26 protein-coding genes and 1 riboswitch are annotated in these 26,600 nt (G+C 70.6%); of the genes, 11 read left to right on the top strand and 15 right to left on the bottom strand.

The window, feature by feature from the left end:
• The first annotated feature begins 16 nt into the window (after window positions 1–16).
• Window positions 17–1,027, top strand: a complete 1,011-nt coding sequence (locus ACFYOB_RS33840) for a hypothetical protein (RefSeq protein WP_328927555.1) — start codon at window positions 17–19, stop codon at window positions 1,025–1,027.
• Between the two features lie 56 nt (window positions 1,028–1,083).
• Window positions 1,084–1,740: a peptide deformylase gene (def, locus tag ACFYOB_RS33835; RefSeq protein WP_388566720.1), complete on the top strand. Its 657-nt coding sequence runs from the start codon at window positions 1,084–1,086 to the stop codon at window positions 1,738–1,740.
• Between the two features lie 95 nt (window positions 1,741–1,835).
• Here the strand turns inward: def and ACFYOB_RS33830 are convergent, their stop codons facing one another.
• Both ACFYOB_RS33830 and ACFYOB_RS33825 read right to left on the bottom strand, forming a co-directional pair.
• Window positions 1,836–2,027: a hypothetical protein gene (locus ACFYOB_RS33830; RefSeq protein WP_388566718.1), complete on the bottom strand. Its 192-nt coding sequence runs from the start codon at window positions 2,025–2,027 to the stop codon at window positions 1,836–1,838.
• A gap of 151 nt (window positions 2,028–2,178) precedes the next feature.
• Window positions 2,179–3,147, bottom strand: a complete 969-nt coding sequence (locus ACFYOB_RS33825) for a helix-turn-helix domain-containing protein (protein ID WP_388566716.1) — start codon at window positions 3,145–3,147, stop codon at window positions 2,179–2,181.
• A gap of 82 nt (window positions 3,148–3,229) precedes the next feature.
• Here ACFYOB_RS33825 and ACFYOB_RS33820 point away from each other — a divergent pair, with 82 nt between their 5' ends.
• Window positions 3,230–3,454 (top strand): hypothetical protein, encoded by a 225-nt coding sequence (locus ACFYOB_RS33820; RefSeq protein WP_388566714.1) that lies wholly within the window; start codon window positions 3,230–3,232, stop codon window positions 3,452–3,454.
• A gap of 78 nt (window positions 3,455–3,532) precedes the next feature.
• Here ACFYOB_RS33820 and ACFYOB_RS33815 read toward each other — a convergent pair whose 3' ends face one another.
• The 6 genes from ACFYOB_RS33815 to ACFYOB_RS33790 form a co-directional block, all read right to left on the bottom strand.
• On the bottom strand, window positions 3,533–4,549 hold the full coding sequence (locus ACFYOB_RS33815; protein WP_388566712.1) for a ribonucleotide-diphosphate reductase subunit beta: 1,017 nt from the start codon (window positions 4,547–4,549) through the stop codon (window positions 3,533–3,535).
• Window positions 4,549–6,942 carry a ribonucleoside-diphosphate reductase subunit alpha gene (locus ACFYOB_RS33810; protein ID WP_388566710.1) on the bottom strand — a complete coding sequence of 798 codons (2,394 nt, stop codon included), beginning with the start codon at window positions 6,940–6,942 and terminating at the stop codon, window positions 4,549–4,551. The genes ACFYOB_RS33815 and ACFYOB_RS33810 overlap by 1 nt, the downstream gene beginning before the upstream one ends.
• A gap of 139 nt (window positions 6,943–7,081) precedes the next feature.
• Window positions 7,082–7,213, bottom strand: a riboswitch (cobalamin riboswitch).
• A gap of 44 nt (window positions 7,214–7,257) precedes the next feature.
• On the bottom strand, window positions 7,258–7,755 hold the full coding sequence (locus tag ACFYOB_RS33805; protein ID WP_388566708.1) for a GNAT family N-acetyltransferase: 498 nt from the start codon (window positions 7,753–7,755) through the stop codon (window positions 7,258–7,260).
• A 139-nt stretch (window positions 7,756–7,894) separates the two neighbouring features.
• Window positions 7,895–8,113, bottom strand: a complete 219-nt coding sequence (locus ACFYOB_RS33800; protein ID WP_388566705.1) for a YbdD/YjiX family protein — start codon at window positions 8,111–8,113, stop codon at window positions 7,895–7,897.
• Window positions 8,110–10,332, bottom strand: coding sequence for a carbon starvation CstA family protein (locus ACFYOB_RS33795; protein WP_388566703.1), 2,223 nt, complete (start codon window positions 10,330–10,332; stop codon window positions 8,110–8,112). Before ACFYOB_RS33795 ends, ACFYOB_RS33800 begins: the two co-directional genes overlap by 4 nt.
• A gap of 104 nt (window positions 10,333–10,436) precedes the next feature.
• Window positions 10,437–11,201, bottom strand: a complete 765-nt coding sequence (locus tag ACFYOB_RS33790; protein ID WP_328930413.1) for a GntR family transcriptional regulator — start codon at window positions 11,199–11,201, stop codon at window positions 10,437–10,439.
• A gap of 292 nt (window positions 11,202–11,493) precedes the next feature.
• Here ACFYOB_RS33790 and ACFYOB_RS33785 point away from each other — a divergent pair, with 292 nt between their 5' ends.
• From ACFYOB_RS33785 to ACFYOB_RS33770, 4 genes are all read left to right on the top strand, one after another.
• Complete coding sequence (locus ACFYOB_RS33785; RefSeq protein WP_388566700.1) at window positions 11,494–12,777, top strand: extracellular solute-binding protein; 1,284 nt, start codon at window positions 11,494–11,496, stop codon at window positions 12,775–12,777.
• A gap of 135 nt (window positions 12,778–12,912) precedes the next feature.
• Entirely contained in the window at window positions 12,913–13,932 is a 1,020-nt protein-coding gene (locus ACFYOB_RS33780) for a carbohydrate ABC transporter permease (RefSeq protein ID WP_388566698.1), read from the top strand.
• A complete protein-coding gene (locus ACFYOB_RS33775; protein WP_388566695.1) occupies window positions 13,929–14,816 on the top strand; it encodes a carbohydrate ABC transporter permease in 888 nt (295 codons plus the stop codon). The genes ACFYOB_RS33780 and ACFYOB_RS33775 overlap by 4 nt, the downstream gene beginning before the upstream one ends.
• Window positions 14,817–14,823: 7 nt before the next feature.
• Complete coding sequence (locus ACFYOB_RS33770) at window positions 14,824–16,323, top strand: glycoside hydrolase family 3 protein (RefSeq protein ID WP_388566692.1); 1,500 nt, start codon at window positions 14,824–14,826, stop codon at window positions 16,321–16,323.
• 135 nt (window positions 16,324–16,458) lie between these two features.
• Here the strand turns inward: ACFYOB_RS33770 and nagB are convergent, their stop codons facing one another.
• Together nagB and ACFYOB_RS33760 are read right to left on the bottom strand one after the other, a co-directional pair.
• Window positions 16,459–17,244 carry a glucosamine-6-phosphate deaminase gene (gene nagB, locus ACFYOB_RS33765; protein WP_388566689.1) on the bottom strand — a complete coding sequence of 262 codons (786 nt, stop codon included), beginning with the start codon at window positions 17,242–17,244 and terminating at the stop codon, window positions 16,459–16,461.
• A gap of 146 nt (window positions 17,245–17,390) precedes the next feature.
• Entirely contained in the window at window positions 17,391–18,152 is a 762-nt protein-coding gene (locus ACFYOB_RS33760) for an SDR family oxidoreductase (RefSeq protein WP_388566686.1), read from the bottom strand.
• 84 nt (window positions 18,153–18,236) lie between these two features.
• Between ACFYOB_RS33760 and ACFYOB_RS33755 the strand changes: the two genes are divergently transcribed.
• Window positions 18,237–18,830, top strand: a complete 594-nt coding sequence (locus ACFYOB_RS33755) for a TetR/AcrR family transcriptional regulator (protein ID WP_388566684.1) — start codon at window positions 18,237–18,239, stop codon at window positions 18,828–18,830.
• A 438-nt stretch (window positions 18,831–19,268) separates the two neighbouring features.
• Window positions 19,269–20,738 carry a sensor histidine kinase gene (locus tag ACFYOB_RS33750; protein ID WP_388566825.1) on the top strand — a complete coding sequence of 490 codons (1,470 nt, stop codon included), beginning with the start codon at window positions 19,269–19,271 and terminating at the stop codon, window positions 20,736–20,738.
• A 157-nt stretch (window positions 20,739–20,895) separates the two neighbouring features.
• Here the strand turns inward: ACFYOB_RS33750 and ACFYOB_RS33745 are convergent, their stop codons facing one another.
• The gene (locus ACFYOB_RS33745; RefSeq protein WP_003953983.1) at window positions 20,896–21,153 is read right to left on the bottom strand and encodes a WhiB family transcriptional regulator; all 258 of its coding nucleotides are present in this window, start codon (window positions 21,151–21,153) and stop codon (window positions 20,896–20,898) included.
• Between the two features lie 318 nt (window positions 21,154–21,471).
• Entirely contained in the window at window positions 21,472–22,437 is a 966-nt protein-coding gene (locus tag ACFYOB_RS33740; RefSeq protein WP_388566682.1) for a diacylglycerol/lipid kinase family protein, read from the bottom strand.
• An 84-nt stretch (window positions 22,438–22,521) separates the two neighbouring features.
• On the opposite strand from ACFYOB_RS33740, the gene ACFYOB_RS33735 reads away from it, so the two are divergent.
• Complete coding sequence (locus ACFYOB_RS33735) at window positions 22,522–22,980, top strand: hypothetical protein (RefSeq protein ID WP_388566680.1); 459 nt, start codon at window positions 22,522–22,524, stop codon at window positions 22,978–22,980.
• 50 nt (window positions 22,981–23,030) lie between these two features.
• Here the strand turns inward: ACFYOB_RS33735 and ACFYOB_RS33730 are convergent, their stop codons facing one another.
• From ACFYOB_RS33730 to ACFYOB_RS33720, 3 genes are all read right to left on the bottom strand, one after another.
• Window positions 23,031–24,053, bottom strand: coding sequence for an RNA polymerase sigma factor SigF (locus tag ACFYOB_RS33730; RefSeq protein WP_388566823.1), 1,023 nt, complete (start codon window positions 24,051–24,053; stop codon window positions 23,031–23,033).
• Window positions 24,054–24,064: 11 nt separating this feature from the next.
• The gene (locus tag ACFYOB_RS33725) at window positions 24,065–24,478 is read right to left on the bottom strand and encodes an anti-sigma regulatory factor (RefSeq protein ID WP_030153599.1); all 414 of its coding nucleotides are present in this window, start codon (window positions 24,476–24,478) and stop codon (window positions 24,065–24,067) included.
• Window positions 24,479–24,682: 204 nt separating this feature from the next.
• Window positions 24,683–24,943: a UBP-type zinc finger domain-containing protein gene (locus ACFYOB_RS33720; RefSeq protein WP_388566676.1), complete on the bottom strand. Its 261-nt coding sequence runs from the start codon at window positions 24,941–24,943 to the stop codon at window positions 24,683–24,685.
• A 65-nt stretch (window positions 24,944–25,008) separates the two neighbouring features.
• Between ACFYOB_RS33720 and ACFYOB_RS33715 the strand changes: the two genes are divergently transcribed.
• Window positions 25,009–26,592: a Na+/H+ antiporter gene (locus ACFYOB_RS33715; protein WP_388566673.1), complete on the top strand. Its 1,584-nt coding sequence runs from the start codon at window positions 25,009–25,011 to the stop codon at window positions 26,590–26,592.
• Window positions 26,593–26,600: the final 8 nt, after the last annotated feature.

Here is a 26,600-nt window from a genome sequence, read left to right as displayed (position 1 = left end):
AAAGCAGGCGGGAATCGTGAGGATCTTCGGGAAGGTACGGCATCGGCCCTCCGCCTCGTGGCGGCAGGCCACCGACCGCGCGTTCACGCTGATCGGCGACGGGCGGTACGAGGACGCGGGAGCGCTCCTGACCAGAGCCGCGGACCTGGAGCCCTGGCTGTCCGAGTCCTGGTTCAACCTGGCTCTGCTGCACAAGTTCCGGCACGACTGGGAGCAGGCGCGGTCCGCGGGGCTGCGCGCCGTGGCCCTGCTGGACCGGGAGACCGGCGCCCCGGACTGGTGGAACGTGGGGATCGCCGCGACCGCCCTGCAGGACTGGCCGCTGGCCAGGCGGGCCTGGCAGGCGTACGGGCTCAAGGTGCCCGGCGACCCGCACGGCGCCGGAGCGGGCAACGGGAAGCACGGCGGTGAGCCGGTCGGCATGGAGCTCGGCAGCGCAGCCGTGCGGCTGTCGCCCGAGGGAGAGGCCGAGGTGGTCTGGGGCCGCCGGCTGGACCCGGCCCGGATCGAGGTCCTGTCGATCCCGCTGCCGTCCTCGGGACGCCGCTGGGGCGAGGTGGTGCTCCACGACGGGGTCCCGCACGGCGAGCGGGTCACCGCGGCCGGACCCTCCTACCCGGTCTTCGACGAGATCGAGCTGTGGGCGCCGTCGCCCGTGCCGACCTGGGTGGTGCTGCTGGAGGCAGCCGGCGAGACGGACCGCGACGCGCTGGAGCAGCTGGCCGCGGACGCGGGCTTCGCCGCCGAGGACTGGTCCTCGTCGGTGCGGCTGCTGTGCCGCACCTGTTCGGAGAGCGAGATGCCGAGCGACGAGGGAGACGGGGAGCACCTGGACCCGCACGACCACAGCGAGCCGGGGCACCCCGGACCGCTGGGTCACCGCACGGCCGGTTCCGGATCTCTGTGGGTGCCCGAGCGGGAGTGCGGCATCGCGGCTCCGGCCGGGCTGGTGCGCGGACTGCTCGACGGCTGGGTCGCCGACAGCCCGGACAGCCGGGAGTGGCGGGATCTCGAAGAAGTCTGCTGAGCCGGGCCGTAGGCTGTACGGGCACATCGGTGACTTACGGAAGGCGTACGGCGGATATGGCGCAGCAGGAGAACGAGGTTGTCGAGGCCGAGGCCGCGGCCGGTACCGAGGTGAACGACGGGTACGTCGTGGACACCGAGGACTGTGCGCAGCGCGAGCTCGCCCACCGCGAGCGCGGCACCGCCCGCCCGATCACGGTGGTCGGCAACCCGGTCCTGCACCGGGAGTGCAAGGACGTCACCGAGTTCGGCGACGAGCTGGCACAGCTGATCGACGACATGTTCGCCAGCCAGAAGGCCGCCGAGGGCGTGGGCCTGGCCGCGAACCAGATCGGCGTGGACGCCAAGGTCTTCGTGTACGACTGCCCGGACGACGACGGCGTGCGGCACACCGGTGTCGTGGTCAACCCGAAGCTCGTGGAGCTGCCGGCCGGCGCGCGGGTGCTGGACGACTCCAACGAGGGCTGCCTGTCGGTCCCGACGGCGTACGCCTCGCTGGCCCGCCCGGACTACGCCGAGGTCGAGGGCCAGGACGCGCAGGGCAACCCGATCAAGGTGCGCGGCACCGGCTACTTCGCGCGCTGCCTGCAGCACGAGACCGACCACCTGTACGGGTACCTGTACATCGACCGGCTCTCGAAGCGGGACCGCAAGGACGCCCTGCGGCAGATGGAAGAGGGCACCCCGCGCTACGAGACCGTCCCGAACGACTGACTCTCGCGGCGTACGCACGCGCGCACGCGCACCTACGGCAGGACCCCGCTCGGGAATCGGAGCGGGGTCCTGCCGTAGGTGCGCATGGTTCTGGACTAGCGCTGGGCGGAGCCCCACCCGCTGTCGGCGGGAGCGGGGTTACGCGCGGCGTCGGCCGGAGCCGCGCCCCAGCCGCTGTCGACTGGTGCGAAGCCCCAGCCGCTGTCCGCGGAAGCGGCCTGGGCCGCGCCGCCTACGAGCAGAACGGCGAACGCGGCGGCGGTGAGGATGCGGGCGGAACGGGACATGGAAGGCCCCCCTGGGCAGTGGTGAGCGGCGCGCGGCCGGACGCTGTGCGGGCGCGGCCAGGCCAGGCCTCATCACCGTACGATACCGCCTGACTACACACGGACTTGGTTTGGGCCAAAGGTTCCCTGCTTCTCGGCCAGAGCGCACCGGTCAGGCCACGGCCCGCGGCCCCCGGAAGGTGCGCCTGAACGCGTTCGGTGTGGTGCCGAGCGTCCGCAGGAAGTGGTGGCGCAGGGCGGCCGCGTTGCCGAAGCCGCAGCGGCCCGCGATCGCGTCGACGGTCTCGTCGGTGGACTCCAGCAACTCCTGGGCCAGCAGGACCCGCTGGCGGAGCACCCACTGGTACGGGGTGGTGCCGGTCTCCTGGAGGAAGCGGCGGGCGAAGGTGCGCGGCGACATGTGCGCGCGCTCCGCGAGCTGCTCGACGGTGATCTCGCCGTCCAGGTGGCGGGCCATCCACCCGATCACCTCGCCCACCGTGTCGCAGGCCGTGCGGGGGAGCGGGCGCCGGATGAACTGCGCCTGCCCGCCGTCCCGGTGCGGTGGTACGACCATCCGCCTCGCGATCGTGTTGGCCACCTCGGCGCCCTGCTCCTGCCGGACCACGTGCAGGCAGGCGTCGACGCCCGAGGCGGTGCCCGCCGAGGTGATCACCTGGCCCTCGTCCACGTACAGCACGTCGGGGTCGACCAGGGCGCGCGGGTAACGGCGCGTCAGGGTCGGGGCGTGCATCCAGTGGGTGGTGCAGCGGCGGCCGTCGAGCAGGCCGGCCGCGCCCAGCATGAAGGCCCCGTTGCACACGCTCAGCACCCGCGCCCCGCGGTCCACGGCCCGGCGCAGGGCCGCCAGCAGCGGCTCGGGGTACTCGCGGGTCGTGGCCCGGCGGTCGGCCGGCACGCAGATCAGGTCCGCGCTCTCCAGTCGCTCCAGGCCGTACGGGACGACGATGTCGAAATGCCCGCCGCCGGTCGGGGAGCGCCGGTCCTGCGCCGCGCACACGGCGAAGTCGTACACCGGCAGTCCCATGTCGCTGCGGTCGATTCCGAAGACTTCGCAGAAGATCCCAAGCTCGAACGGGGCGACACCGTCGACGAGAGCCACGGCCACGTTGGTCAGCATGGCCCCAGTGTGGCAGTAATTCGCTCTTTGATGACAGTCCTGCCACTCGTCGATCATGGCCGAACAGGCGGACAGTGGAGGTATGAGTACTTCTCTGGACTACCTCGCCGTCCTGGTCATCGCCGCCGTCCTGCTCGGGCCGAGCCTGTACGGGGCGCGCGGCGACCGGCGGATCGACCGGCAGCTGCGGGCCGCCGCGACCCGGCTGGTGTGGCTGCCCCGCCAGCGGGCGGGCGGTCTGCCGCCCACTCCGCGCCGGCGCGGCATCCGGTTCCTCACCTGGCGCCGGGGACGCATGGCCCACTGAGGCCCGGCCCCCGGACGCGAGGAGCCGGAACGCGGTCGTCCTTCGCGTTCCGGCTCCGGGCGCACATGCGCGGACGGGCTAGAAGTCCTCGTCCAGGTCGACCGTGCCCTCGACCGCGACCTGGTAGGCGGACGGACGGCGCTCGAAGAAGTTCGTCAGCTCCTGGACGCCCTGCAGCTCCATGAAGGAGAACGGGTTCTGCGAGCCGTAGACCGGCGGGAAGCCGAGGCGGACCAGTCGCTGGTCCGCGACGCACTCCAGGTACTCGCGCATCGACTCGGTGTTCATGCCGGGCAGGCCGTCGCCGCACAGGTCCCGGCCGAACTGAAGCTCCGCCTCCACGGCCTCCTTCAGCATGTCGGTGACCTGCTGCTGGAGCGCGTCGTCGAAGAGCTCCGGCTCCTCCTTGCGGACCGTGTCCACGACCTCGAAGGCGAAGTTCATGTGCATGGTCTCGTCGCGGAACACCCAGTTGGTGCCCGTGGCCAGGCCGTGCAGCAGGCCGCGGCTGCGGAACCAGTACACGTACGCGAAGGCGCCGTAGAAGAACAGGCCCTCGATGCACGCCGCGAAGCAGATCAGGTTCAGCAGGAAGCGGCGCCGGTCGGCGGCCGTCTCCAGGCGCTCGATCTTCTCGACCGAGTCCATCCACTTGAAGCAGAACTGCGCCTTCTCGCGGATCGACGGGATCTCCTCGACCGCGTCGAAGGCGGCCGCGCGGTCGTCCGGATCGGGCAGGTAGGTGTCGAGCAGCGTCAGGTAGAACTGGACGTGCACGGCCTCCTCGAACAGCTGGCGCGACAGGTACAGGCGCGCCTCCGGGGAGTTGATGTGCTTGTAGAGCGTCAGCACCAGGTTGTTGGAGACGATCGAGTCGCCGGTCGCGAAGAACGCGACCAGCCGGCCGATCATGTGCTGCTCGGCGGGCGTCAGCTTCGCCAGGTCCGCGACGTCCGAGTGGAGGTCGACCTCCTCGACGGTCCAGGTGTTCTTGATCGCGTCGCGGTAGCGCTCGTAGAAGTCCGGGTAGCGCATGGGGCGGAGCGTGAGCTCGAAGCCCGGGTCCAGGAGGTTCTTGTGGTCGGTGGAGCTCATTACTGGCAGGCCTCGCAGGACTCGGGGTTCTCAAGGGAGCAGGCCAGGGCGTCGGCGTCGACGGCCTGCGGGAGCGGGGTGGCGGCGGCCGGGACGGCGGAACCGGACGCGGCGCGGGCGATCTTCGTCGCCGGGCGGGAACGCAGGTAGTACGTGGTCTTCAGACCCTGCTTCCAGGCGTACGCGTACATCGAGCTGAGCTTGCCGATGGTGGGCGTCTCCAGGAACAGGTTCAGCGACTGCGACTGGTCGAGGAACGGCGTACGGGCCGCCGCCATGTCGATCAGACCGCGCTGCGGGATCTCCCACGCCGTGCGGTACAGCTCGCGCACCTCGGCCGGGATCCAGCCGAAGCCCTGCACCGAGCCGCTGGACTCGCGCAGCGCCTCGCGGGTCTGGGCGTCCCACACGCCGAGCTGCTTCAGCTCGTCCACCAGGTAGGCGTTGACCTGGAGGAACTCGCCGCTCAGCGTCTCGCGCTTGAAGAGGTTGGAGACCTGCGGCTCGATGCACTCGTACACACCCGCGATCGAGGCGATCGTCGCGGTCGGGGCGATGGCCAGGAGCAGCGAGTTGCGCATGCCGGTCTGGGCGATACGCGCGCGCAGCGCGTCCCAGCGCTCCGGCCAGTTCAGCTCGACGGCGGAGCCGTAGTGATCGGGGTGCAGGACGCCGCGGGCGGTGCGGGTCTTGTCCCAGGCGGGCAGCGGGCCGCTGCGCTCGGCGAGGTCGCAGGAGGCCTCGTACGCGGCTAGCATGATCCGCTCGGAGAGCTTGGTGGACAGGGCCTTCGCCTCGGGGGAGTCGAAGGGCATCCGCAGCTTGAAGAAGACGTCCTGGAGGCCCATCGCACCCAGACCCACCGGGCGCCAGCGGGCATTGGAGCGGCCGGCCTGCTCGGTCGGGTAGAAGTTGATGTCCACCACGCGGTCGAGGAAGGTCACGGCGGTGCGGACGGTCTCGTCCAGCCGCTCCCAGTCGATCTCCCCGTCCACGACGAAGGCGCCCATGTTGACCGAGCCGAGGTTGCAGACGGCCGTCTCGCCGTCGTTGGTGACCTCGATGATCTCGGTGCACAGGTTCGAGGAGTGGACGACCGAGCCCGGCTCGGCGGTCTGGTTCGCCGTGCGGTTGGAGGCGTCCTTGAAGGTCATCCAGCCCTGGCCGGTCTGCGCGAGGGTGCGCATCATCCGGCCGTACAGGTCGCGGGCGGGCATGGTCTTGCGGGCCAGGCCCGACTCCTCGGCCTTGCGGTAGGCGGCGTCGAACTCGTCGCCCCACAGGTCCACCAGCTCGGGTACGTCGGCCGGCGAGAACAGCGACCAGTCGGCGTCGGCGTTCACGCGGCGCATGAACTCGTCCGGCACCCAGTGGGCGAGGTTCAGGTTGTGCGTACGGCGCTGGTCCTCACCGGTGTTGTCGCGGAGCTCCAGGAACTCCTCGATGTCCGCGTGCCAGGTCTCCAGGTAGACGGCGGCGGCGCCCTTGCGGCGGCCGCCCTGGTTCACGGCGGCGACGGAGGCGTCGAGGGTCTTCAGGAACGGCACGATGCCGTTGGAGTGGCCGTTGGTGCCGCGGATCAGCGAACCGCGGGCGCGGATGCGGGAGTACGACAGACCGATGCCGCCGGCGTGCTTGGAGAGGCGCGCGACCTGGTGGTAGCGGTCGTAGATCGAGTCGAGCTCGTCCAGCGGGGAGTCCAGCAGGTAGCAGGAGGACATCTGCGGGTGCCGGGTGCCGGAGTTGAAGAGCGTGGGGGAGGAGGGCAGGTAGTCGAGGCGGCTCATCAGCCGGTACAGCGAGGCCACTTCCTCGACGGCGCGCATGCTCTCGTCCTCCGCGAGGCCACAGGCCACGCGCAGCATGAAGAACTGCGGGGTCTCCACGACCTGGCGGGTGATCGGGTGGCGCAGCAGGTAGCGGCTGTGCAGGGTGCGCAGGCCGAAGAAGCCGAAGCGGTCGTCGGCGCCCTCGATGAGGGCGTGCTCCACCAGCGCGTCGAGGCGGCTCGCGTGGATGCGTACGAACTCGGCCGTGCGGTCGGCGATGAGCCCCTCGCGGTGCCCGACCGCGACCGACTCGGAGAAGGAGGTGGCGCCCTGGCCGGCGGCCTCGTCACGGACGGCGAGCGTCAGCAGCCGCGCGGCGAGGCGGGAGTAGGCCGGGTCCTCGGAGATGAGCCCCGCGGCGGCCTCGGTGGCCAGGGCGCGCAGTTCGGCCTCGTCGGCGGCGGAGCTGCGGCCGCGCAGCGCGGCGGCGGCGACCCGGCCCGGGTCCGTGTCGGGGAGGTCCGCCGTCAGTTCGGTGAGGGTACGCAGCAGCGTGGCCCCCGGGCCCTCGGTGTTGTCGCCAGAAGTGGACTCGGCGCGCGGTGCGGAAGGCGCGATGGTCACGGCGGGAGCTCTCCCTCGCTCGGCCCGGTCATCGGCGGGGCGGGGCGAGCGGGCGCATGCGGGCGTGCGGGAACGCGTAGGCCGCATGGCGTCCACCGGCCCAACCGCGAGACCCGGACGTATCGGCACCCGGTTCGGTCGAGCCGGGCGCGCTGTCGGCAGGTCCTCGGACTTGCGGATGCACTGATCGGTGCACTTCATACCGTTGCGGGACAGTTCCGGATTCGCACCGGATTCCCCTGCGGCGACAGCAGGCATGAGCATACATGTGGGGGCGGCCGGATGCGGCAGCCCCTACATGTTGTGTCGGCGTGGCTACAGCTTCAACCGATAAGTGAGCAACTCCAGGTCTTTGACGGGTGACCAGTCCCGCTCGGGAGTGCGTACGAAGCCCAGTCGCGCGTAGATCCGGTGGGCGCCGGCCATGGAGTGCTGGGTGGAGAGCACGAGCCCTGTCACGCCCTCGGTGGCCCGGGCCCGTTCGACGCACGCCCGCACCAGGGCCTCGCCGACGCCCTGGCCGCGAGCGTCGTGGGCCACGGCGAGCATCCGGAACTCGGCCTCGTCCGGACCGGCGATGTCGGCGAGCGGGCTGCCGGGCGGGGCGAATGTCACTCCGCCCAGGACCCGTCCGTCCCGTTCGGCGACGAGCACTTCGGCCTCGGCGGCCCGGCCGGCCACGTCGCGCAGCACGTGCAGGTATCCGTCGTCCTCGCCGAAGTCCAGGTGTCCGTCGGCGAGGTAGGCCCGGGCGGTGATCTCGCCGAGTTCCGCGTAGTCGTCCGGTACGGCTGTTCTGATCACGATGTCCATGCGGCCGAGTGTGCAGGAAGGGCGTCGAGCTACCCGACCCCGTCGGTATCACCCTGCAGACCGAGCCCCTCAAGGACTGGGTGCGCTGAGCACGTGGAAGGGGCCCCCGGTCACGACCGGGGGCCCCTTCACGCACCGCTCAGCAGCAGCGGAAGCCCTCGCGGGGGTCCGCCTCGCGCGCGTCCGTACGGGCCCGCTCGAACTCCCGGCGGCTCAGGACCTGCGCGTCCGGGTCGTGGGAGCGGGCGTGGGCCACGTACCGGTCGTACGCCGCCTCCCCCGAGAACTCCCGTACGTAGAACCGGGCCCGCGCCAGCACGTCGCGCAGGCTCGTACGGCCGCTCGTGGAGCCGCTCATGAGGACAGGGGCTCGTTGGCCCGGCCGCCGCCCGAGTCGAGGCCGGCCAGGGCGAGCTCCGCCCTCTCCTCGGCGGTCGGGATCAGGCCGGCCGGAGCGATGATCTTCGACTCGGTCCACGGGACCTCCGAGAGCTTCACGGACTCCGGGCTGCTGACGGCCTTGAAGCAGGTCCGGGCCGCGTCCGCCAGCACGATGAGGATGAGGATCGCGAACAGGGCCGACAGGGCGCCGTCCACCGTGGCGTTGGTGACCACGGTGTGCATGTCGTCCATGTTCTTGGCGGGCGGCAGGACCTTGCCCGCGTCGATCCCGGCCTGGTACTTGTCCCGCTGCGCGAAGAAGCCGACCTTCACGTCCTCGGAGAAGATCTTCTGGTAGCTCGCGGTGAGCGTGACCGCCACGTCCCACGCCAGCGGAACACCCGTCACCCAGGCCCACTTCAGCCGGCCGGACTTGACCAGCAGGGTGGTGCAGACGGCCAGGGCGACCGCCGCGAGCAGCTGGTTCGCGATCCCGAACAGCGGGAAGAGCTGGTTGATGCCGCCCAGCGGGTCCTTGATGCCGACCCAGAGGAAGTAGCCCCAGCCGAGGACGACGATGGCGCTCGCCAGCCAGACGCCCGGCTTCCAGCTGACGTCCTTGAAGGGCTTGTGCACGTTGCCGAGGGTGTCCTGGAGCATGAACCGGCCGACGCGGGTGCCCGCGTCGAGCGTGGTCAGGATGAACAGCGCCTCGAACATGATGGCGAAGTGGTACCAGAAGGCCTTCATCCCGGCGCCGCCGAGGACGGCCGAGAAGATCTCCGACATTCCGAGTGCGAAGGTCGGCGCGCCGCCCGTACGGGAGAGCAGGGTGGCCTCCTCCACGTCCTTCGCGGCCTGGGCGAGGGCGTCCGGGGAGATGGCGAAGCCGAAGTTGGTCACCGCCGCCGAGGCGGTCTCGACCGTGGTGCCGATGACTCCGCCGGGGGAGTTCACGGCGAAGAACAGACCGGGCTCGATGATGCAGGCCGCGATGATCGCCATGACCGCGACGAACGACTCGGTGAGCATCGCGCCGTAGCCGATGACCCGGACCTGGGTCTCCTTCTGGATCATCTTCGGCGTGGTGCCCGAGGCGACCAGGGAGTGGAAGCCGGACAGGGCCCCGCACGCGATGGTGATGAAGACGAAGGGGAACATCGAGCCGGCGAAGACCGGGCCGTCGCCGCGGGCCGCGAAGTCGGTGACCGCGGGCATCTTCAGCGTCGGCATCGCGATCACCACGCCCACCGCGAGCAGCGCGATCGTGCCGATCTTCATGAAGGTGGAGAGGTAGTCGCGGGGCGCGAGGAGCATCCACACCGGCAGCACCGACGCGACGAAGCCGTACACGACCATCCAGATGACCAGCGTCTCCTTCTCCAGCGTGAAGGTGGAGGCGAAGGAGGACTCGGCGACCCAGCCGCCCGCGACGATGGCGAGCAGCAGCAGCGCGACGCCGATGACGGAGATCTCGGTGACCCGGCCCGGGCGCAGCACGCGCAGGTAGAAGCCCATGAAGAGGGCGATGGGGATGGTCATGCCGATGGAGAAGACGCCCCACGGGGAGTGCGCCAGCGCGTTGACGATGACGAGTGCGAGCACCGCCAGCAGGATGATCATGATGGCGAACACGGCGACGAGGGCGGCGGCTCCGCCCACGGGGCCGATCTCGTCCCGGGCCATCTGGCCGAGCGAGCGCCCGTCGCGCCGGGTGGAGAAGAACAGCGTGACCATGTCCTGGACCGCGCCCGCGAAGATGACGCCCGCGACGATCCAGATGGTGCCCGGCAGATAGCCCATCTGGGCGGCGAGCACGGGGCCGACGAGCGGGCCGGCGCCGGCGACGGCCGCGAAGTGGTGGCCGAAGAGCACCCGCCGGTCGGTGGGGTGGAAGTCGACACCGTTGTCGAGGCGTTCGGCGGGGGTGGCCCGCGTCTTGTCCACCTTCAGCACGCGGTGCGCGATGAACCGGGAGTAGAAGCGGTAGCCGATCGCGTACGAGCCCAGGGCGGCGGCGAGCAGCCAGGCGGCCGAGACCTCCTCGCCGCGCGAGAGCGCGAGCACGGCCCAGCCGAGGGCGCCGATGAGGCCGACGAGCACCCACACGGCGATGGACTTCGGCGAAGGCGAGCCCGGAGTGCCGCCTGGACTCGCCGCGGCCCGTTCTGTACCAGTAGTTTGCGGTTCGGCCATGGCTCTCGTCCCCTCGTCGATCACTGCCCAAGCGCAGGGAATCTACGGGGGATTGCCCGGAGAACGTAAGACCCCGTCCGTATTCCGGTATAAGGGCCCGGGTGCTAGACGGCGGGTCGCTTGAGCCTGGCCACGAACTTGTAGCGGTCGCCCCGGTACACCGACCGCACCCATTCGACCGGCTCGCCGTCCGCGTCCAGGGAGTGCCGGGAGAGCATCAGCATCGGCAGCCCGACGTCGGTGCCGAGCAGGCCCGCCTCGCGCGGGGTGGCCAGCGAGGTCTCGATCGTCTCCTCGGCCTCCGCGAGGTGGACGTCGTACACCTCGGCGAGAGCGGTGTAGAGGGAGGTGTACTTGGCGAGCGAACGGCGCAGGGCGGGGAATCGCTTGGCCGAGAGGTGGGTGGTCTCGATGGCCATCGGCTCACCGCTGGCCAGCCGCAGGCGCTCGATGCGCAGGACCCGTCCGCCGGTGTTGATCTTGAGCAGTCCGGCGAGTGTGTCGTCGGCGGTCACGTAGCCGATGTCGAGGAGCTGGGAGGTCGGTTCCAGCCCCTGGGCGCGCATGTCCTCCGTGTACGAGGTCAGTTGGAGGGCCTGTGAGACCTTGGGCTTTGCGACGAATGTCCCCTTGCCCTGGATCCGTTCCAGCCGCCCCTCGACGACGAGCTCCTGGAGGGCCTGGCGGACGGTGGTCCGCGAGGTGTCGAATTCGGCCGCGAGCGTGCGCTCCGGCGGCACCGGCGTGCCGGGCGGCAGTGTTTCGGTCATGTCGAGCAAGTGCCGCTTGAGTCGGTAGTACTTGGGAACGCGCGCCGTGCGGGTGGCCGCCCCGCCTTCCGGCTCCGTGGTCGCCCCTTCGGTGGCCATCGCCGCCCGCCTTCCCGACTCCAGTTTCGCTGCCGTCACCGGCTCCTCCGATATGTGCGGTCACATCGTGACACGAGTGGGGGGACAGGCCTTCTCTCTCCCCAGGTGTCGGTCCGGTAACGGACCGAGCACCCGCTCATTAGACCCTTGACACCCCTAAAGGTCTAGGCCAAGCTCCAGCTACTGGTCTACACCAATATGGATCAGATCCCGGCCCCACGGGCAGTACTTGGTACGTACGTCACCGCGGCGGGCGAGGGAAGTTGCAGGCAGCATCCCTGAGGAGGGTGGCGTGAAGCGCAAGCTCATCGCGGCGGTCGGAGTCGCGGGCATGATGGCCGCAGTCGCGGCGTGCGGCAACGGCGGCGACGACAAGGGCAAGACCGACGCGGGTGGCGCCAAAGAGATCACCGTCTGGGTGATGGACGGCTCCGCGCCGAAGGCCTGGATCGACGAGGTCAACAAGGAGTTCTCGGCCAAGCACCCCGGTGTCACGGTAAAGGTCGAAGAGCAGCAGTGGAAGGGCATCCAGGAGAAGGTCACCACGGCCCTCTCCGAGAACACCCCGCCGGACGTCCTCGAACTCGGCAACACCCAGACCGCCGGCTACGCGGTCACCGGCGGCCTCGCCGACCTGACCAAGGACAAGGCCAAGCTCGGCGCCGACGCCTGGCAGAAGAGCATGCTCGCCTCGGCCGAGTACGAGGGCAAGCTCTACTCCGCTCCGTGGTACGCGGCCAACCGCGTCGTCGTGTACGACAAGAAGGCCTTCGCGAAGGCGGGCGTCACCCCGCCGACCACCCGTGACGAGTGGATCGCCGGCCTGGAGAAGCTGAAGGCCGCGGACCCGTCGTCGCAGCCGATCTACCTCCCCGGCCAGAGCTGGTACGTCCTCGCGGGCTTCATCTGGGACGAGGGCGGCGACCTCGCCGTCAAGGACGGCGGCAAGTGGAAGGGCGGTCTCGGCACCCCCCAGGCCGCCTCCGCGATGGAGTTCTACAAGAAGCTCCAGGCCTACTCCACCGCCCCCAAGGACAAGGACGAGGCCACCCCGCAGCAGTCCACCGACATCGTTCCCAAGGGCGGCGTCTCGTCCTGGATCGGTCTCGGCTGGGAGGCCGGCGGCGCGGAGAAGGCCCTGAAGGAGGCGGGCAAGGAGGCCGACTTCGGCTACTTCCCGATCCCGGGCAAGACCGCTGACAAGAGCGGCACCGTCTTCCTCGGCGGCTCGAACCTCGCGGTCGCCGAGCGCTCCAAGAACAAGGAGCTCGCCAAGGAGTGGCTGGCCCTCGCCGCAGGCAAGGACCAGATGGCCAAGTACGCCGCCGAGACCAAGGGCGCGCTGCTCCCGAACCAGGCCGGCGCGAACTTCACCCCCGCCGCGGGCTCGTTCGCCGAGGCCATGGGCAAGGCCGGCGTCAACGGCAAGATCACCCCGGTCACCCCGGGCTGGGCGAACGTCGAGACCGAGCCGAACCCCGTCAAGGAGTTCATGACCAAGGTCCTGAAGGGTGAGGACGCCGCCAAGGCGGGCGCGGACGCGGACAAGGAAATCGCGAGCCGCATCAACAAGTAGTCCCGCCCCGCAGTACCGGCACGACCCGCACTGCCCAGCAGTGTGAACGCACCGGGGGGTGCGGCAGGCGTCCAGCCGCCTGCCGTGCCCCCGGTCGCGCATTTGACTCCACAGTCAACCGCGAGGAAGCCAGACATGACCGTGCACTCCCAGGGAGCGGTGACCAGCGCTCCACAGGACGCACCACCGAAGTCCGCCGGGCGGCCCGAAGGGCCCACCACCACGACCGGCCCCGGTCATACGTCTCCTCGCGGGGGCAGAAGGCCGCTCCCCTCGGGGTGGCTGCCCTACCTGCTGGTCGGGCCCGCCGTGCTCGCCCTCGCGACGCTCCTGCTGTACCCGCTGATCAAGAACGTGATCCTGTCCTTCCAGGACATCAACAAGATCGAGTTCATCCAGCGGAAGTACCCGTTCGCGGGACTGGACAACTACACCGAGCTCCTCGGTGACGCGGACTTCTGGACCGTCGTCGTACGCAGCTTCGCCTTCACCCTGGCCAACGTCGCGCTGATCATGACGCTCGGCAGCCTCATCGGCATCCTGCTGAACAAGCTCGGCAAGAAGATGCGCCTGGTCCTGTCGATGGCGCTGGTGATGGCCTGGGCCATGCCGATCGTCGCCTCCGTGCAGGTCTTCAAGTGGCTGTTCGACGAGCAGTTCGGCGTCATGAACTGGGTGATGCGCACCGCCGGATTCGCCGGCTACGAACAGCACAACTGGATGGAGACCGGCCTCTCCACCCTCGTGATCGTCACGATCCTGGTCGTCTGGGGATCCATCCCCTTCGTCGCCCTCAACATGTACGCCGGCCTCACCACGGTCGGCGCCGAGCTGTACGAGGCCGCCCGGATGGACGGGGCCAACGGCTGGCAGACGTTCTGGAAGATCGTCTTCCCGAACCTCAAGCCCTTCTTCCTCATCACCACGTTCCTTGAGGTGATCTGGGTCTTCAAGGCCTTCACCCAGGTCTACGCGATGAACAAGGGCGGCCCCGACCGCGCCTCCGAGATCCTGCCGGTCTTCGCCTACGTCGAGGGCCAGAGCCAGGCCCACTACGGCCTCGCCGCCGCCATCTCCGTCCTGACGATCGTGATCCTCGTGATCGTCATGTCCTTCTACTTCCGCCTGATCCTGAAGCAGGAGGAGGAGCAGTGAGCACGACCACCGCCCCGAAGGCCGCCGCCCCCGAGCCCGGGCAGAAGCTCCGCACGCGCCGGCCGGTCCGCCCCGCAGCCGTCGCCAAGAACCTCGGCGCGCTCCTGCTGGCCCTCGTCTTCGTCTTCCCCGTGTACTGGATGTTCTCCTCGGCGCTCAAGCCGTCCAGCCAGATCCTCACCAAGGACCCGGTCTTCGTCTTCACCCCGACGCTGGACAACTTCACCAAGGCCACCGGGGTCGCCAACTTCTGGACGTACGTCACCAACAGCGTCCTGGTCACCGTCGGAGCCGTCCTGCTGGCCCTGCTCGTCGCCCTCGCCGCGAGCTTCGCCATCGCCCGCATGAAGTTCAAGGGCCGCAAGGGCCTCGTCCTCGCCGTGATGATGGCCCAGATGGCCCCCTGGGAGGTCATGGTCGTCGCGATGTACATGATCGCCCGCGACGCCGAGGTCCTGAACAGCCTCCCGCTGCTCACCGCGATCTACTTCGTGATGGTCCTCCCCTTCACCATCTGGACGCTGCGCGGCTTCATCGCCGCCGTCCCGGTGACGCTGGAGGAGGCCGCCCAGATCGACGGCTGCACCCGCGGCCAGGCCTTCCGCAAGGTGATCTTCCCGCTGCTGGCCCCCGGCCTGATGTCCACCTCGCTGTTCGGCTTCATCACCGCCTGGAACGAGTTCGCGATGGTCCTGATCCTGAACAAGGACAAGACCGCGCAGACCCTGCCGCTCTGGCTGACCGAGTTCCAGAGCGCGTTCGGCAACGACTGGGGCGCCACCATGGCCGCTTCCTCGCTGTTCGCGGTCCCGGTCCTGCTGATCTTCATCTTCCTCCAGCGCAAGGCCGTCGGCGGCATGACCGCCGGGGCCGTGAAGGGATAACGGCCCCATGACTGTCCTTGCGCACCGCCCCACCGCGTCCGATTCGAACGATGCCGTGACCAGGGACGCCCTCGCGGTCCTCCAGCCCGGCTTCGAAGGCACCACCGCCCCCGCCTGGCTGCTGCGCCAGGTCGGCGAAGGCCTCACCGCCGTCGGCCTGTTCGGCCGCAACATCACCTCGCCCGAGCAGCTCGCCGCGCTGACCGCGCAGCTGCGTACCGAGCGTGACGACGTCCTGGTCGCCATCGACGAGGAGGGCGGCGACGTCACCCGCCTGGAGGTCCGGGGCGGCTCGTCCTTCCCCGGGAACCTGGCCCTCGGCGCCGTCGACGACACTGCCCTGACCCGCGACGTCGCCCTCGAACTGGGCCGGCGCCTCGCCGAGTGCGGGGTCAACCTCAACTGGGCCCCGTCCGCGGACGTGAACTCCAACCCGGACAATCCGGTGATCGGCGTACGGTCCTTCGGCGCCGACACCGACCTGACGGCCCGGCACACGGCCGCGTACGTGGAAGGCCTCCAGGCCGCCGGCGTCGCCGCGTGCACCAAGCACTTCCCGGGCCACGGCGACACCAACGTCGACTCGCACCACGCGCTGCCGCGCATCGACGTGGACCTGGACACCCTCCAGGCCCGCGAGCTCGTCCCCTTCAGGGCGGCCATCGAGGCCGGCACCAAGGCCGTGATGAGCGCGCACATCCTGGTGCCCGCCCTCGACCCGACCCGCCCGGCCACCCTCAGCCCGCAGATCCTGACCGGGCTGCTGCGCAAGGAACTCGGCTACGAGGGCCTGATCGTCACCGACGGCATGGAGATGAACGCCATCGCCGGGACGTACGGGATCGAGCGCGGCTCGGTCCTGGCCATCGCGGCCGGCGCCGACGCGATCTGCGTCGGCGGCGGCCTCGCCGACGAGGCGACCGTGCTCAGGCTGCGCGACGCGCTGGTCGCGGCCGTCCGCGAGGGCGGGCTCCCGGAGGAGCGGCTCGCCGAGGCGGCCGACCGGGTCCGCGCGCTGGCCGCGTGGACCCGCCGGGCCAGGCCGGATGCGCGGCCGGAGGGGAGCCGCGCATCCGGCATCGGCCTGACAGCCGCCCGCCGGGCGCTGGTGATCACAGGCTCGGTCGCACCGGTGTCCGCCCCGTACGTGGCCACGCTCGCGCCCGTCGCGAACATCGCGGTGGGGGACGAGACGCCGTGGGGAGTGGCCGCGGAGCTGGGCTCGCTGCTCCCGGGCACGCAGGCGGGCGTCTACCCGGAGGGCGCCTCGGCCGGGGACGTCCTGGCGGCGGCGGGGGACCGCACCGTCGTCGCGGTGGTCCGTGACGCGCACCGGCACCCGTGGATGACGCGGGCCCTGGACGCGCTGGTCGCGGCGCGTCCGGACACGGTCGTGGTCGAGATGGGCCTCCCGCAGGCGGCGCCGCGCGGCGCCCTGCACATCGCGACACACGGCGCCTCGCGCGTCTGCGGCCGCGCCGCCGCCGAGGTCATCGCGGGGGTGTGAACCCGCGCCGAGCCGGAGCCGGGCACCCGTCACAGGGGTGGTGCCCGGCTTCGTCGCGTACCGCGCCCGGCACTCGAACGCACGGAGGGCCGGCCCCCTCATGGGAGTCCGGCCCTGCGGCGGTGGCGGGTACGGCTACAGGCCCTGCCAGGCGGGCTTGTTGGCGTACGTGTGCCGGAAGTACTCGGCCAGCTTCAGCTTCGACGCGGCGGCCTCGTCCACGACGACGGTCGCGTGCCGGTGCAGCTGCAGCGCGGAGGCCGGGACCAGCGCCGACAGCGGGCCCTCCACGGTCTGCGCGACGGCCTCGGCCTTGCCCTCACCCGTGGCCAGCAGGACCAGGTGGCGGGCGTCGAGGATGGTGCCGATGCCCTGGGTGATGACGTGGTGCGGCACCTGCTCTATGTCGTCGTCGAAGAACCGCGCGTTGTCCACACGGGTCTGCTCCGTCAGCGTCTTGATCCGGGTGCGGGAGGCCAGCGAGGAGCAGGGCTCGTTGAAGCCGATGTGGCCGTCCGTGCCGATGCCCAGCAGCTGGAGGTCGACGCCGCCCGCCGCGGCCAGGGCCTGGTCGTAGGCCGCGCACGCGGCGACGATGTCCGCCGCCGAGCCGTCGGGGCCCATGAAGGAGGCCTCGGACAGGCCGAGCGGTTCGACCACCTCGCGCAGTACGACGGCGCGGTAGGACTCCGGGTGCCCGGCCGGCAGGCCCACGTATTCGTCGAGCTGGCATATCCGCGCCCTGGAGGCGTCGACTTGCCCCGCCTTGACCTTGGCGGCGAGGGCTTCGTAGACGGGCAGCGGGGTAGAGCCGGTCGCCACGCCGAGCAGGGCGTCGGGCTTGCGGCGGACCAGGGCGGCCATGGCCTCCGCGATGAGCTCGCCGCCTGCTTTGGCGTCCGGGACGATGACAACTTCCACGCGGGGCCTGCCGATCTGGAGTGGTGAGGTGGTATAGACCAATCTAGCAGAGGCGGCCGTCTGTGGCGGGGGTCCCGCCGTTATCCATGGTGATCCGGATCCCGGTGCCCGGCCTCCCGGGCGCCGGGATCCGCCGTCGGCGCCGGCTAGGCCAGCGCGAGCTGGAGGCCGCCCGTGGCGTCGAGGTGCTGGCCGGTCACCCAGCGGGAGTCCGGCGAGGCCAGGAAGGCCACCACGTCCGCGACCTCCTCCGCCGTGCCGACCCGGTGGAACACCGAGCGCGAGGCCAGGTGGGCCCGGGTCCCGGGGTCCGCGAGCAGCCCCGCGTTCAGGTCGGTCTCGGTGATGCCGGGCGCCACCGAGTTCACCGTGATCCCGCGCGGGGCCAGCTCGGCGGCCAGCGACCGGGTCAGCGCGTTCGCCGCGCCCTTCGCCATGACCGTGGCCAGGATCGCGGGCAGGGCGATGTCCGGGGTGCCGGTCACGTTCACGATCCTGCCCCCGTCCCGCAGCCGGGCCAGCCCGTGCTGGATCACGAAGAAGGGCGCCTTGGCGTTGAGCGCGTGGGCCCGGTCGTAGGTCTCCTCGTCCGTGTCCGAGATTCCGGCGAAGGTCGCGGCCCCCGCGTTGTTCACCAGGACGTCCACGCCGTCGGTACGCATCGGGTGGGACTCGTACGCCTCCCACAGGGCCCGGGCGTCGCCCGGGACCCCGAGCTCGGCCCCGATGGCGAAGGCCCGTCCGCCGACCGCCTCGATCGCGGCCACGGTCTCCTTCGCCGCGGCCTCGCTCCGTCCGTAGTGCACGGCCACCAGCGCCCCGTCCCGCGCCAGCCGCTCCGCCACGGCCCGGCCGATACCCCTGCTGCCGCCCGTGACCAGCGCCGTCTTCCCCTTGAGCACGCCCATGACGCGCCCCCCTTCAGCATTTGCTAGTGGTCGCTACAGAAAGGAACGTATCAGATTCCGTAGCGGCCGCTATAGAATCCGGGCATGGTGACCGGACAGCGTGGCAGACCCCGTTCCTTCGACCGCGGCGCCGCCCTGGACAAGGCCATGCTCGCCTTCTGGGAGCGCGGCTACGAGGCGACCTCCATCGCCGACCTGACCGCGGCGCTGGGGATCGGCGCGCCCAGCCTGTACGCGGCCTTCGGGGACAAGCGCAAGCTCTTCGACGAGGTCGTCGTGGTGTACGGGGGCCGCTACGCGGACTTCGCGAGCGTGGCGCTGGCCGAGGAGCCCACCGCCCGGGCGGCCGTCGGCCGCATCCTGCGCGAGGCCGCCGAGGTCTACACCGACCCGGCCCACCCGCCGGGCTGCCTGGTGATCAGCGCGGCGGTCAACACCACCTCGGACGAGGTGGCCGAGGCCCTGCGCGAGCGGCGCAACGCGAACCTGGAGCTGTTCGAGAGCCGGATCCGGGCGGACATGGCGACCGGCGTGCTGCCCGCCGACACGGACGCGCGGGCGCTGGCCCGGTACGCCGGAGCCGTGCTTCAGGGGATGTCCCAGCAGTCGCGCGACGGGGCGAGCCGGGAGGAGCTGGAGGCGGTCGCGGAACGGGCCCTGCTGGCCTGGCCGGCGTAGACCGGGGACCCCGCGTGGACCGGGGACCGCATCGGACGGGAACCGCGTGGATCCCGTCCCCGAATGGGCCCGAGAAATGAAAAAAGGGCCCAGAAATTCCTCTGGGCCACGGTGCCTGACGGGACCCTCAACCCGTCCGGCACCGTAGCCCGGAGTACTTACGGCCGACGGGTGTGCGGTTCCCGCGGCCGGTGGGAGGTGCCGGCGCAGTCAGGGCAGAGTGCGCGGCTTACCTCGATCCGTCCTCCTGTGCGGGGAGGGCGGAAGCTTCAGGCAATTGTGGACTAGACCATTCTGTTCTGTCCATCCAATGGCGGGCCCTGGAATCCCGTCACTTCATCCAACAGTACGCGGCCTTCGGGCCTTCTGGATACTCCTGAGTATTCCCGTGGGGAAAGTCATGCCGCGTACCCGGGGTACGCTCGCCACGTGCCCTCCATGAACGACCTCGTACGCCAGCACACCGCTCTCAGTGAAACCGAACTGGAGTGGCTCCACCTGCTGGTCTCGGAGTGGCAGCTGCTCTCCGACCTGTCCTTCGCGGACCTCGTGCTGTGGGTGCCCACCCTCGACGGCACCCGGTACGTCTCGGTCGCCCAGATGCGCCCGAACACCGGTCCCACCTCGTACCAGGACGACATGGTCGGCCACCTGGTTCCGCGCGGCCGCCGCCCGCTGCTCGACGCCGCGCTCGACGAGGGGCGGATCGTGCGCGAGGGCGACCCGGAGTGGCGCGAGGAGGTGCCGGTGCGCGTCGAGTCGATCCCCGTGCGCCGCGAGGGCCGGGTCCTGGGCGTGATCGCCAGGAACACCAACCTGCTCACTGTGCGTACACCCAGCCGGCTGGAGCTCACCTACCTCCAGTCCGCCTCCGACCTCGCCCAGATGATCGCGGCGGGCTCCTTCCCGTTCCCCGGCCAGCAGGTCGACATGGACGCCTCGCCGCGCGTCGGCGACGGCCTGATCCGGCTCGACGCCGACGGCGTGGTCACCTACGCGTCCCCGAACGCGCTCTCCGCCTACCACCGGCTCGGCCTCGCCTCCGACCTGGTCGGGCAGCACCTCGGCGACACCACCGCCGAACTCGCCCCCTCCCGCGGCCCGGTGGACGAGGCGCTGGTCAAGCTCGCCAGCGGCTGGGCCCCCAGGGAGACCGAGGTCGAGGGCAACGGCGGGGTCATCCAGCTGCGCGCCATCCCGCTCAAGCCGAAGGGGGTCCGGATCGGCTCCCTGGTGCTCTGCCGCGACGTCACCGAGCTGCGCCGTCGCGAACGCGAACTGATCACCAAGGACGCCACCATCCGGGAGATCCACCACCGGGTGAAGAACAACCTCCAGACCGTGGCCGCGCTGCTCAGGCTCCAGGCCCGCCGGATGGATTCGGAGACCGGCCGCGAGGCACTCAACGAGGCGGTGCGCCGCGTCGGTTCGATCGCGATCGTGCACGAGACGCTGTCTCAGAACCTTGACGAGCGGGTCGAGTTCGACGAGATCGCCGACCGGGTCATCGCGATGGTCTCGGAGATCTCGCCGGGCAAGGTCGCCTGCCGGCGTGCCGGCCGGTTCGGGATCCTGGACGCCGAGGTCGCCACCCCGCTGTCGATGGTGCTGACCGAGATCCTGCAGAACGCCCTGGAGCACGCCTTCGCGCAGGGGGAGCGGGGCACCGTGGAGGTCTCCGCGATCCGCTCCGGCACCGGCCGCAAGGACGGCCGGCTGCTGATCACCGTCCTGGACGACGGCCGCGGCCTGCCCGAGGGGTTCGACCCCCAACGGGCCGGCAACCTCGGGCTGCAGATCGTACGGACCCTCGTGGAGGGCGAACTCGGCGGTACCTTCGACATGCTCCGGGCGGAGCCGCGCGGCACCAAGGTCGTGCTCGACATCCCGTCCAGCCCGCAGAAGTAGCGGCGAAGTCGTCACTCATTGTGACGACTTCGATCCGGCCCCCACCCCGGACAGCACTGAGCCCCGGACCGAAGGGTTCTCGGTCCGGGGCTCAAGAGCACGTTGCTGAGCGCTTATACGGTTCTACGCGCTGCGCGTCGAGGCTCGAAAGTCGTTGTCAGGCGCTGGCGTTGCGCGCCCGGTTGCGAGCGGCGCGGCGCTTCATCGCGCGGCGCTCGTCTTCGCTGAGACCGCCCCAGACGCCGGAGTCCTGACCGGACTCGAGCGCCCACTGCAGGCACTGCTCCATGACGGGGCAGCGGCGGCAGACGGCCTTGGCTTCCTCGATCTGCAGCAGCGCAGGACCGGTGTTGCCGATGGGGAAGAACAGCTCGGGGTCTTCCTCACGACAAACGGCGTTGTGACGCCAGTCCATGGCTGCTACCTCTCTTGTGTGACATGCACGTTGCTTGTGAATGTGAACGCTTTCACGAATCCCCCCGTGAGGGAAGGGCCGACGCCCAGTCGCCTGGTGCGGTCCGAAGATGCGTGGTGGGGTTCTGGCGGTCTGTGTGGGTGCCGGTTCTGCGGGCTGTCCCGATCGCCATGTAGAGATTCGCAAACCTCGGACGGGGATACAACCCCTTCCGGAAAGTTTTTTTTGATTCGTCGGTGTCTACTAGGTCACAGCCCTACATCCTGAGGGTGGACCGGCGTGTAAACGTTCGAGTGAAAGGACTTCGGGCCCTTCCACTCACACAATCACACGCAGTGCACGGCGTACGCCTGTGAACCGAACGCTGGTGCGCAGACCGAGGTGGTCTCCGTCCATCTGGAACGGAAGCGGCACCTTCGAATGCAAGGTGAAGTCCGTCAGATCGTGCAGAGACACCGCATGCTTGCCGTGCGGGCCCCGCTCAGGAGTCGAGGTCAGGAGCTGTGTCGCGTAGCGCGCGACCGCCGGAGTTGACAAACGATTGAGGGCCAATACGTCAAGTGCGGTATCGAACGACGCCTCCGGGGAGGCGTAAAGCGGACGATTGCCCAGATACGTCCACGGCGAGGTGTTGCAGACTATCGACAGCACCAGGTCCGTCACCGGATCCGCGCCGGGGCGCTCCAGCGTGACCGTTCCGTGCCGGCGGTTCGGCTCCTCCAGGAACTGCCGCATCAGCTGTCGTACATACAGGGCGTGCGTCGAACGCTTGCCGCGCTCGCGCTGCTGTTCGACCCGCCCCACCACGCCCGCGTCGAAACCGAAGCCCGCGCAGAAGGTGAACCAGCGGGCCGGGACGGACTCGTCCTCCGTGCCCGGGGCGCCGGCCGCCAGGCCCAGGCCCACCGTCCGCTCGCGCCGCTCGCGCAGTGCGTCGAGCAGGGCGCCGGTCGCCTCGACCGCGTCGTTGGGCAGACCGAGGGCGCGGGCGAACACATTGGTGGAGCCGCCGGGCACCACGGCCAGCCGGGGCAGCCGCTCCGGATCGGGCCCGTCGTGCAGCAGTCCGTTGACCACCTCGTTGACCGTACCGTCGCCGCCCAGGGCCACGACGAGGTCGAGCCCCTCGTGCGCGGCCTTGCGTCCCAGGTCACGGGCGTGGCCGCGGTACTCGGTGGTCACCGCCTCCAGCTTCATCTCGCTGGCCAGGGCGTGGGTCAGGACGTCACGCGTGCGCGCGCTGGTGGTCGTCGCTGCTGGGTTGGCCACGAGAAGTGCACGCATGAGCGCCAGACTACCCACCCCTTCGGATGCGGACCCTACTGCCCGTCCCCTCCGGCCCGCGGGGCCCGCGGCTACCCTGCTTGGGTGAGCAAGAAGCAGCCCCCGAAAGCCGCCGTCCCCGCCGCCACCCCCGCCGCCGGGCCCGCCGACCTGCCCGGCCGGCTGACCGCCGCCGCCGTGCTGACGGCCCTGGAGGGTCTGGCGCTGGCCGGCCTGGGTGTCTACATGCTGTTCGTGGGCATCGCCGGCGACCCCGACTCCCCACAGCAGGCCGAGACGGGCGGCATCACGCTGCTCGCGCTCGCCGCGCTGCCGCTGATCGCGGCCCGCGGACTGCGCCTGGGCCGCCGCTGGAGCCGCGGCCCGGCCCTGATCACCCAGCTGATGGCGCTGCCGGTGGCCTGGACCCTGTACTCCACGGGCGGTGCGATGATCGCCGCCGCCGTGGTGCTGGCCGTGACCGCGGTGGCCGTCGTGGCCCTGCTGGTGAACCCGACGGCGACCGTGGCCCTCGGAATCGGGCCTCGCGAAGAGACCCGATAACCGCTGCCGCTGCTGCTCCCCGACTCGCCCGCTCCTCGCCTGCTCCCCGCCTACTCCTCGACGAGGAGTTTCTCGCGGAGCTGGGCCAGGGTGCGGGCCAGCAGGCGCGAGACGTGCATCTGGGAGATGCCGACCTCCTGGGCGATCTGCGACTGGGTCATGTTGCCGAAGAACCGAAGCAGCAGGATCCGCTTCTCCCGCGGAGGCAGTCCCTCCAGCAGCGGCTTGAGGGATTCGCGGTACTCGACGCCCTCCAGGGCCTCGTCCTCCGCGCCCAGGGTGTCCGCGACCGCCGGCGACTCGTCGTCGGTGTCCGGGACGTCCAGTGAGAGCGTGCTGTAGGCATTGGCCGACTCCAGCCCCTCCAGCACCTCCTCCTCGGAGATCCCGAGCCGTTCCGCCAGCTCGTGAACCGTGGGGGAGCGGCCGTGCTGCTGGGACAGCTCGGCCGTGGCCGTCGTCAGCGAGAGCCGCAGCTCCTGCAGCCGCCGGGGTACGCGTACCGCCCAGCCCTTGTCACGGAAGTGGCGCTTGATCTCGCCGACCACCGTGGGCGTGGCGTACGTGGAGAACTCGACCCCGCGGTCCGGGTCGAACCGGTCCACCGACTTGATCAGGCCGATCGTCGCGACCTGTGTCAGGTCGTCGAGCGGTTCGCCGCGGTTGCGGAAGCGCCGCGCCAGGTGCTCGACCAGCGGCAGGTGCATCCGTACGAGCCGGTTGCGCAGCTCCGCCTTCTCCACCGAGCCGTCGGGCAGCGCCCGCAGCTCGATGAACAGGGCCCGCGCGCCACTGCGGTCGCGCGGATCCGGCAGCGCCTGCGCCACCGGGTAGATCGGAGCCGCCAGGGGCTCCACCGGTGCCACCGGTGCCACCGGAACCGCCGGGGTCTGCGGTGACTGTGGTTGGTCGTGCTGGTTCTCGCTCATAGGGCCCGCCCGTCGCTCCGCCGAGTCCAAAAAGCCGTCTTCCGCATCCGCGTCAGCCGGGTGCGGCCGGGCGTGCTGCTGCTCCGGGATGCCGCCGTCGACCTCGTGCCGTACCCGGGGCCGATCCCCGCCCCGCACCGGGATCTCCCCGCCGCTCACGCCGGGCCTGGTCCCGCGCCGCGCTGTTTGTAGAGACTGATGCTCACCGTCCGGTCCTCCTCGACCGTCGACTCGACCTTGCCGGCCAGGGCCGACAGTACGGTCCAGGCGAACGTGTCGCGCTCCGGCGCACGTCCGTCAGTGGTCGGCGCCGAGACGGTCACCTCCAGCGAGTCGTCCACCAGCCGGAAGACGCAGCTGAGGACGGAGCCCGGCACGGCCTGCTGGAGCAGGATCGCGCAGGCCTCGTCCACCGCGATGCGGAGGTCCTCGATCTCGTCGAGAGTGAAGTCCAAACGTGCCGCGAGGCCGGCCGTGGCCGTCCGCAGCACCGACAGGTAGGCACCCGCAGCGGGCAGCCGGACTTCCACGAAGTCCTGGGTCCCGGGCTCGCCTGCGATCTGGGACACCCTCACCTCCAAGGTGGTACGAGCTGTGTTCGCCGGTGACGCTATCGCGATCCGGGCAATCGTGTCGCGGCACCCCTCGTGGCGCCCGCTGGGGGCACCCCTTCCCACGGCCAGTGACTGATGGTAAGCCCATGGGTACGCACAGTGGCTAGGGGTCTGCGGGCCCAAATCTGGGGAACCGGCGGACGGTTGACCTACCCCACTTCAGACGATCGAACCGTCGACAAAACACCACCGCCAGATCTCGCCCGGTTCGAAGCTCCGCATCACCGGATGGCCGGTCTGCTCGTGGTGCGCCGTGGCGTGCCGGTAGGGCGAGGAGTCGCAACAGGCCACATGTCCGCACTCCAGGCACATCCGCAGCTGCACGGGGTGGCTGCCGATCGCCAGACATTCGGGGCACGTCCGGTCAGACGGGACGGGCTCGGGGCGCGGCAGTTCGGCAACGTGGGTGCACTCGCTCATGATGGCCAGCGTACGGCCAGGGTGCGGGTGCGCGATGGCTCCGACGAACGGGGATGGGATCTTCGATGGAGGTATTGCAGCTGGTGGCGCTGGTCGCGGGGAGCGCGGCCGTCGCGGGCGTGGCCCGCCGGACCCCGGTGCCGGCGCCGCTGCTGCTGGTGGCCGCCGGGCTCGTCGCCGCGTACCTGCCGGGGGTGCCCCCGTACACCCTCGACCCGCACATCGTCCTGCCCCTGCTGCTCCCGCCGCTCCTGCACACGGCCGCCGTCGACAGCTCGTACCTTGACCTGCGGTCGAACATCCGGCCCATCGCGCTGCTGTCGGTGGGCTACGTGCTCTTCGCGACGATCGCCGTCGGGTACGCGGCGTACCTCCTGGTGCCGGGCCTGTCGCTGCCGGTCGCGCTGGTGCTGGGCGCGGTGATCGCGCCGCCGGACGCGGTCGCGGCGACCGCGATCGCCCGCAAGCTCGGGCTGCCGAACCGGATCACGACGATCCTGCAGGGCGAGTCCCTGGTGAACGACGCCACGGCCATCACCGCGTACAAGGTGGCCCTGGCGGCGGCGCTCGGCATGAGCGCCGGCTGGGCGGGCGGGATCGCGGAGTTCCTGCTGGCGTCGGTGGGCGGGATCGGCGTGGGCCTGCTGCTGATGGTCCCGATCCACCAGCTGCGCAAGCGGCTGAAGGAGCCGCTGCTCCAGAACACCCTTTCGCTGCTGATCCCCTTCGTGGCGTACGCGGCGGCCGAGCGGGTGCACGCCTCCGGGGTGCTCGCCGTGGTCGTGGTGGCGCTGTACATCGGGCACCGCAACTGGCAGGTCGACTTCGCCACCCGGCTCCAGGAGGAGGCGGTGTGGAAGGTGATCGCGTTCGTGCTGGAGTCGGTGGTCTTCGCGCTGATCGGACTCCAGCTGCCGGTGGTCCTCAAGGGGCTCGGGGAGTACGAGGGCGTGCACGCGGCCTGGTACGCGGTCCTGGTGTTCGTCGCGGTGGTGGTGGCCCGGTTCGTGTGGGTGTTCCCGGCGACCTTCTTGCCGCGGTGGGTGTCGGAGCGGATCCGGGAGCGGGAGCCGGAGACCAACTGGAAGGCCCCGGTGATCGTGGGCTGGGCCGGGATGCGGGGTGTGGTCTCGCTGGCCATCGCCTTCTCCGTGCCGATGCCGGTGCCGCACCGGAACCTGATCCTGTTCCTCACCTTCACGACGGTCATCGGGACGCTGGTGGTGCAGGGGCTGACGCTTCCGCCGCTGATCAGGCTGCTGCGGCTGCCGCCGCGCGATGTGCAGGCCGAGACGCTGGCGGAGGCGCAGGCGCAGAGCGAGGCCTCGCGGGCGGCGGAGGAACGGCTCGCGGAGCTGCTGGAGGAACCGGAGAACAGCACGCTGCCGCCGCCGCTGGCGGACCGGCTGCGGACGGTGCTGGAGCGCCGGCGCAACGCGGTGTGGGAGCGGCTGGGCGAGGTCAACCCGGTGACGGGGGAGTCCGCGGACGACATCTACCGGCGCCTCGCGCGGGAGATGATCGAGGCCGAGCGGGAGGTCTTCGTCGCGCTGCGGGACCGGCGGCGGATCGACGACGAGATGCTGCGGGCGCTGCTGCGCCGCCTGGACCTGGAGGAAGCGGCGGCGTACCGGGAAGAGGCGGGCTGATCCCGTCC

Source organism: Streptomyces sp. NPDC006463 (genome assembly GCF_042870715.1).
GTDB lineage: Bacteria > Actinomycetota > Actinomycetes > Streptomycetales > Streptomycetaceae > Streptomyces.
Note: the sequence above shows the minus strand (reverse complement) of the source record. Positions and strands in the feature narration are given on the sequence as shown.

Excerpts from the sequence above, each read along its gene's own strand:
- ACFYOB_RS33805 (WP_388566708.1), bottom strand. The coding sequence starts at position 7,755 with ATGGACATCGTGATCAGAACAGCCGTACCGGACGACTACGCGGAACTC.
- ACFYOB_RS33830 (WP_388566718.1), bottom strand. The coding sequence starts at position 2,027 with ATGTCCCGTTCCGCCCGCATCCTCACCGCCGCCGCGTTCGCCGTTCTG.
- ACFYOB_RS33750 (WP_388566825.1), top strand. The coding sequence starts at position 19,269 with ATGAACGACCTCGTACGCCAGCACACCGCTCTCAGTGAAACCGAACTG.
- ACFYOB_RS33770 (WP_388566692.1), top strand. The coding sequence starts at position 14,824 with ATGACTGTCCTTGCGCACCGCCCCACCGCGTCCGATTCGAACGATGCC.
- ACFYOB_RS33715 (WP_388566673.1), top strand. The coding sequence starts at position 25,009 with ATGGAGGTATTGCAGCTGGTGGCGCTGGTCGCGGGGAGCGCGGCCGTC.
- ACFYOB_RS33755 (WP_388566684.1), top strand. The coding sequence starts at position 18,237 with ATGGTGACCGGACAGCGTGGCAGACCCCGTTCCTTCGACCGCGGCGCC.
- ACFYOB_RS33760 (WP_388566686.1), bottom strand. The coding sequence starts at position 18,152 with ATGGGCGTGCTCAAGGGGAAGACGGCGCTGGTCACGGGCGGCAGCAGG.
- def (WP_388566720.1), top strand. The coding sequence starts at position 1,084 with ATGGCGCAGCAGGAGAACGAGGTTGTCGAGGCCGAGGCCGCGGCCGGT.
- ACFYOB_RS33795 (WP_388566703.1), bottom strand. The coding sequence starts at position 10,332 with ATGGCCGAACCGCAAACTACTGGTACAGAACGGGCCGCGGCGAGTCCA.
- ACFYOB_RS33780 (WP_388566698.1), top strand. The coding sequence starts at position 12,913 with ATGACCGTGCACTCCCAGGGAGCGGTGACCAGCGCTCCACAGGACGCA.
- ACFYOB_RS33790 (WP_328930413.1), bottom strand. The coding sequence starts at position 11,201 with ATGGCCACCGAAGGGGCGACCACGGAGCCGGAAGGCGGGGCGGCCACC.
- ACFYOB_RS33745 (WP_003953983.1), bottom strand. The coding sequence starts at position 21,153 with ATGGACTGGCGTCACAACGCCGTTTGTCGTGAGGAAGACCCCGAGCTG.
- ACFYOB_RS33815 (WP_388566712.1), bottom strand. The coding sequence starts at position 4,549 with ATGAGCTCCACCGACCACAAGAACCTCCTGGACCCGGGCTTCGAGCTC.
- ACFYOB_RS33720 (WP_388566676.1), bottom strand. The coding sequence starts at position 24,943 with ATGAGCGAGTGCACCCACGTTGCCGAACTGCCGCGCCCCGAGCCCGTC.
- ACFYOB_RS33820 (WP_388566714.1), top strand. The coding sequence starts at position 3,230 with ATGAGTACTTCTCTGGACTACCTCGCCGTCCTGGTCATCGCCGCCGTC.
- ACFYOB_RS33740 (WP_388566682.1), bottom strand. The coding sequence starts at position 22,437 with ATGCGTGCACTTCTCGTGGCCAACCCAGCAGCGACGACCACCAGCGCG.
- ACFYOB_RS33825 (WP_388566716.1), bottom strand. The coding sequence starts at position 3,147 with ATGCTGACCAACGTGGCCGTGGCTCTCGTCGACGGTGTCGCCCCGTTC.
- ACFYOB_RS33800 (WP_388566705.1), bottom strand. The coding sequence starts at position 8,113 with ATGAGCGGCTCCACGAGCGGCCGTACGAGCCTGCGCGACGTGCTGGCG.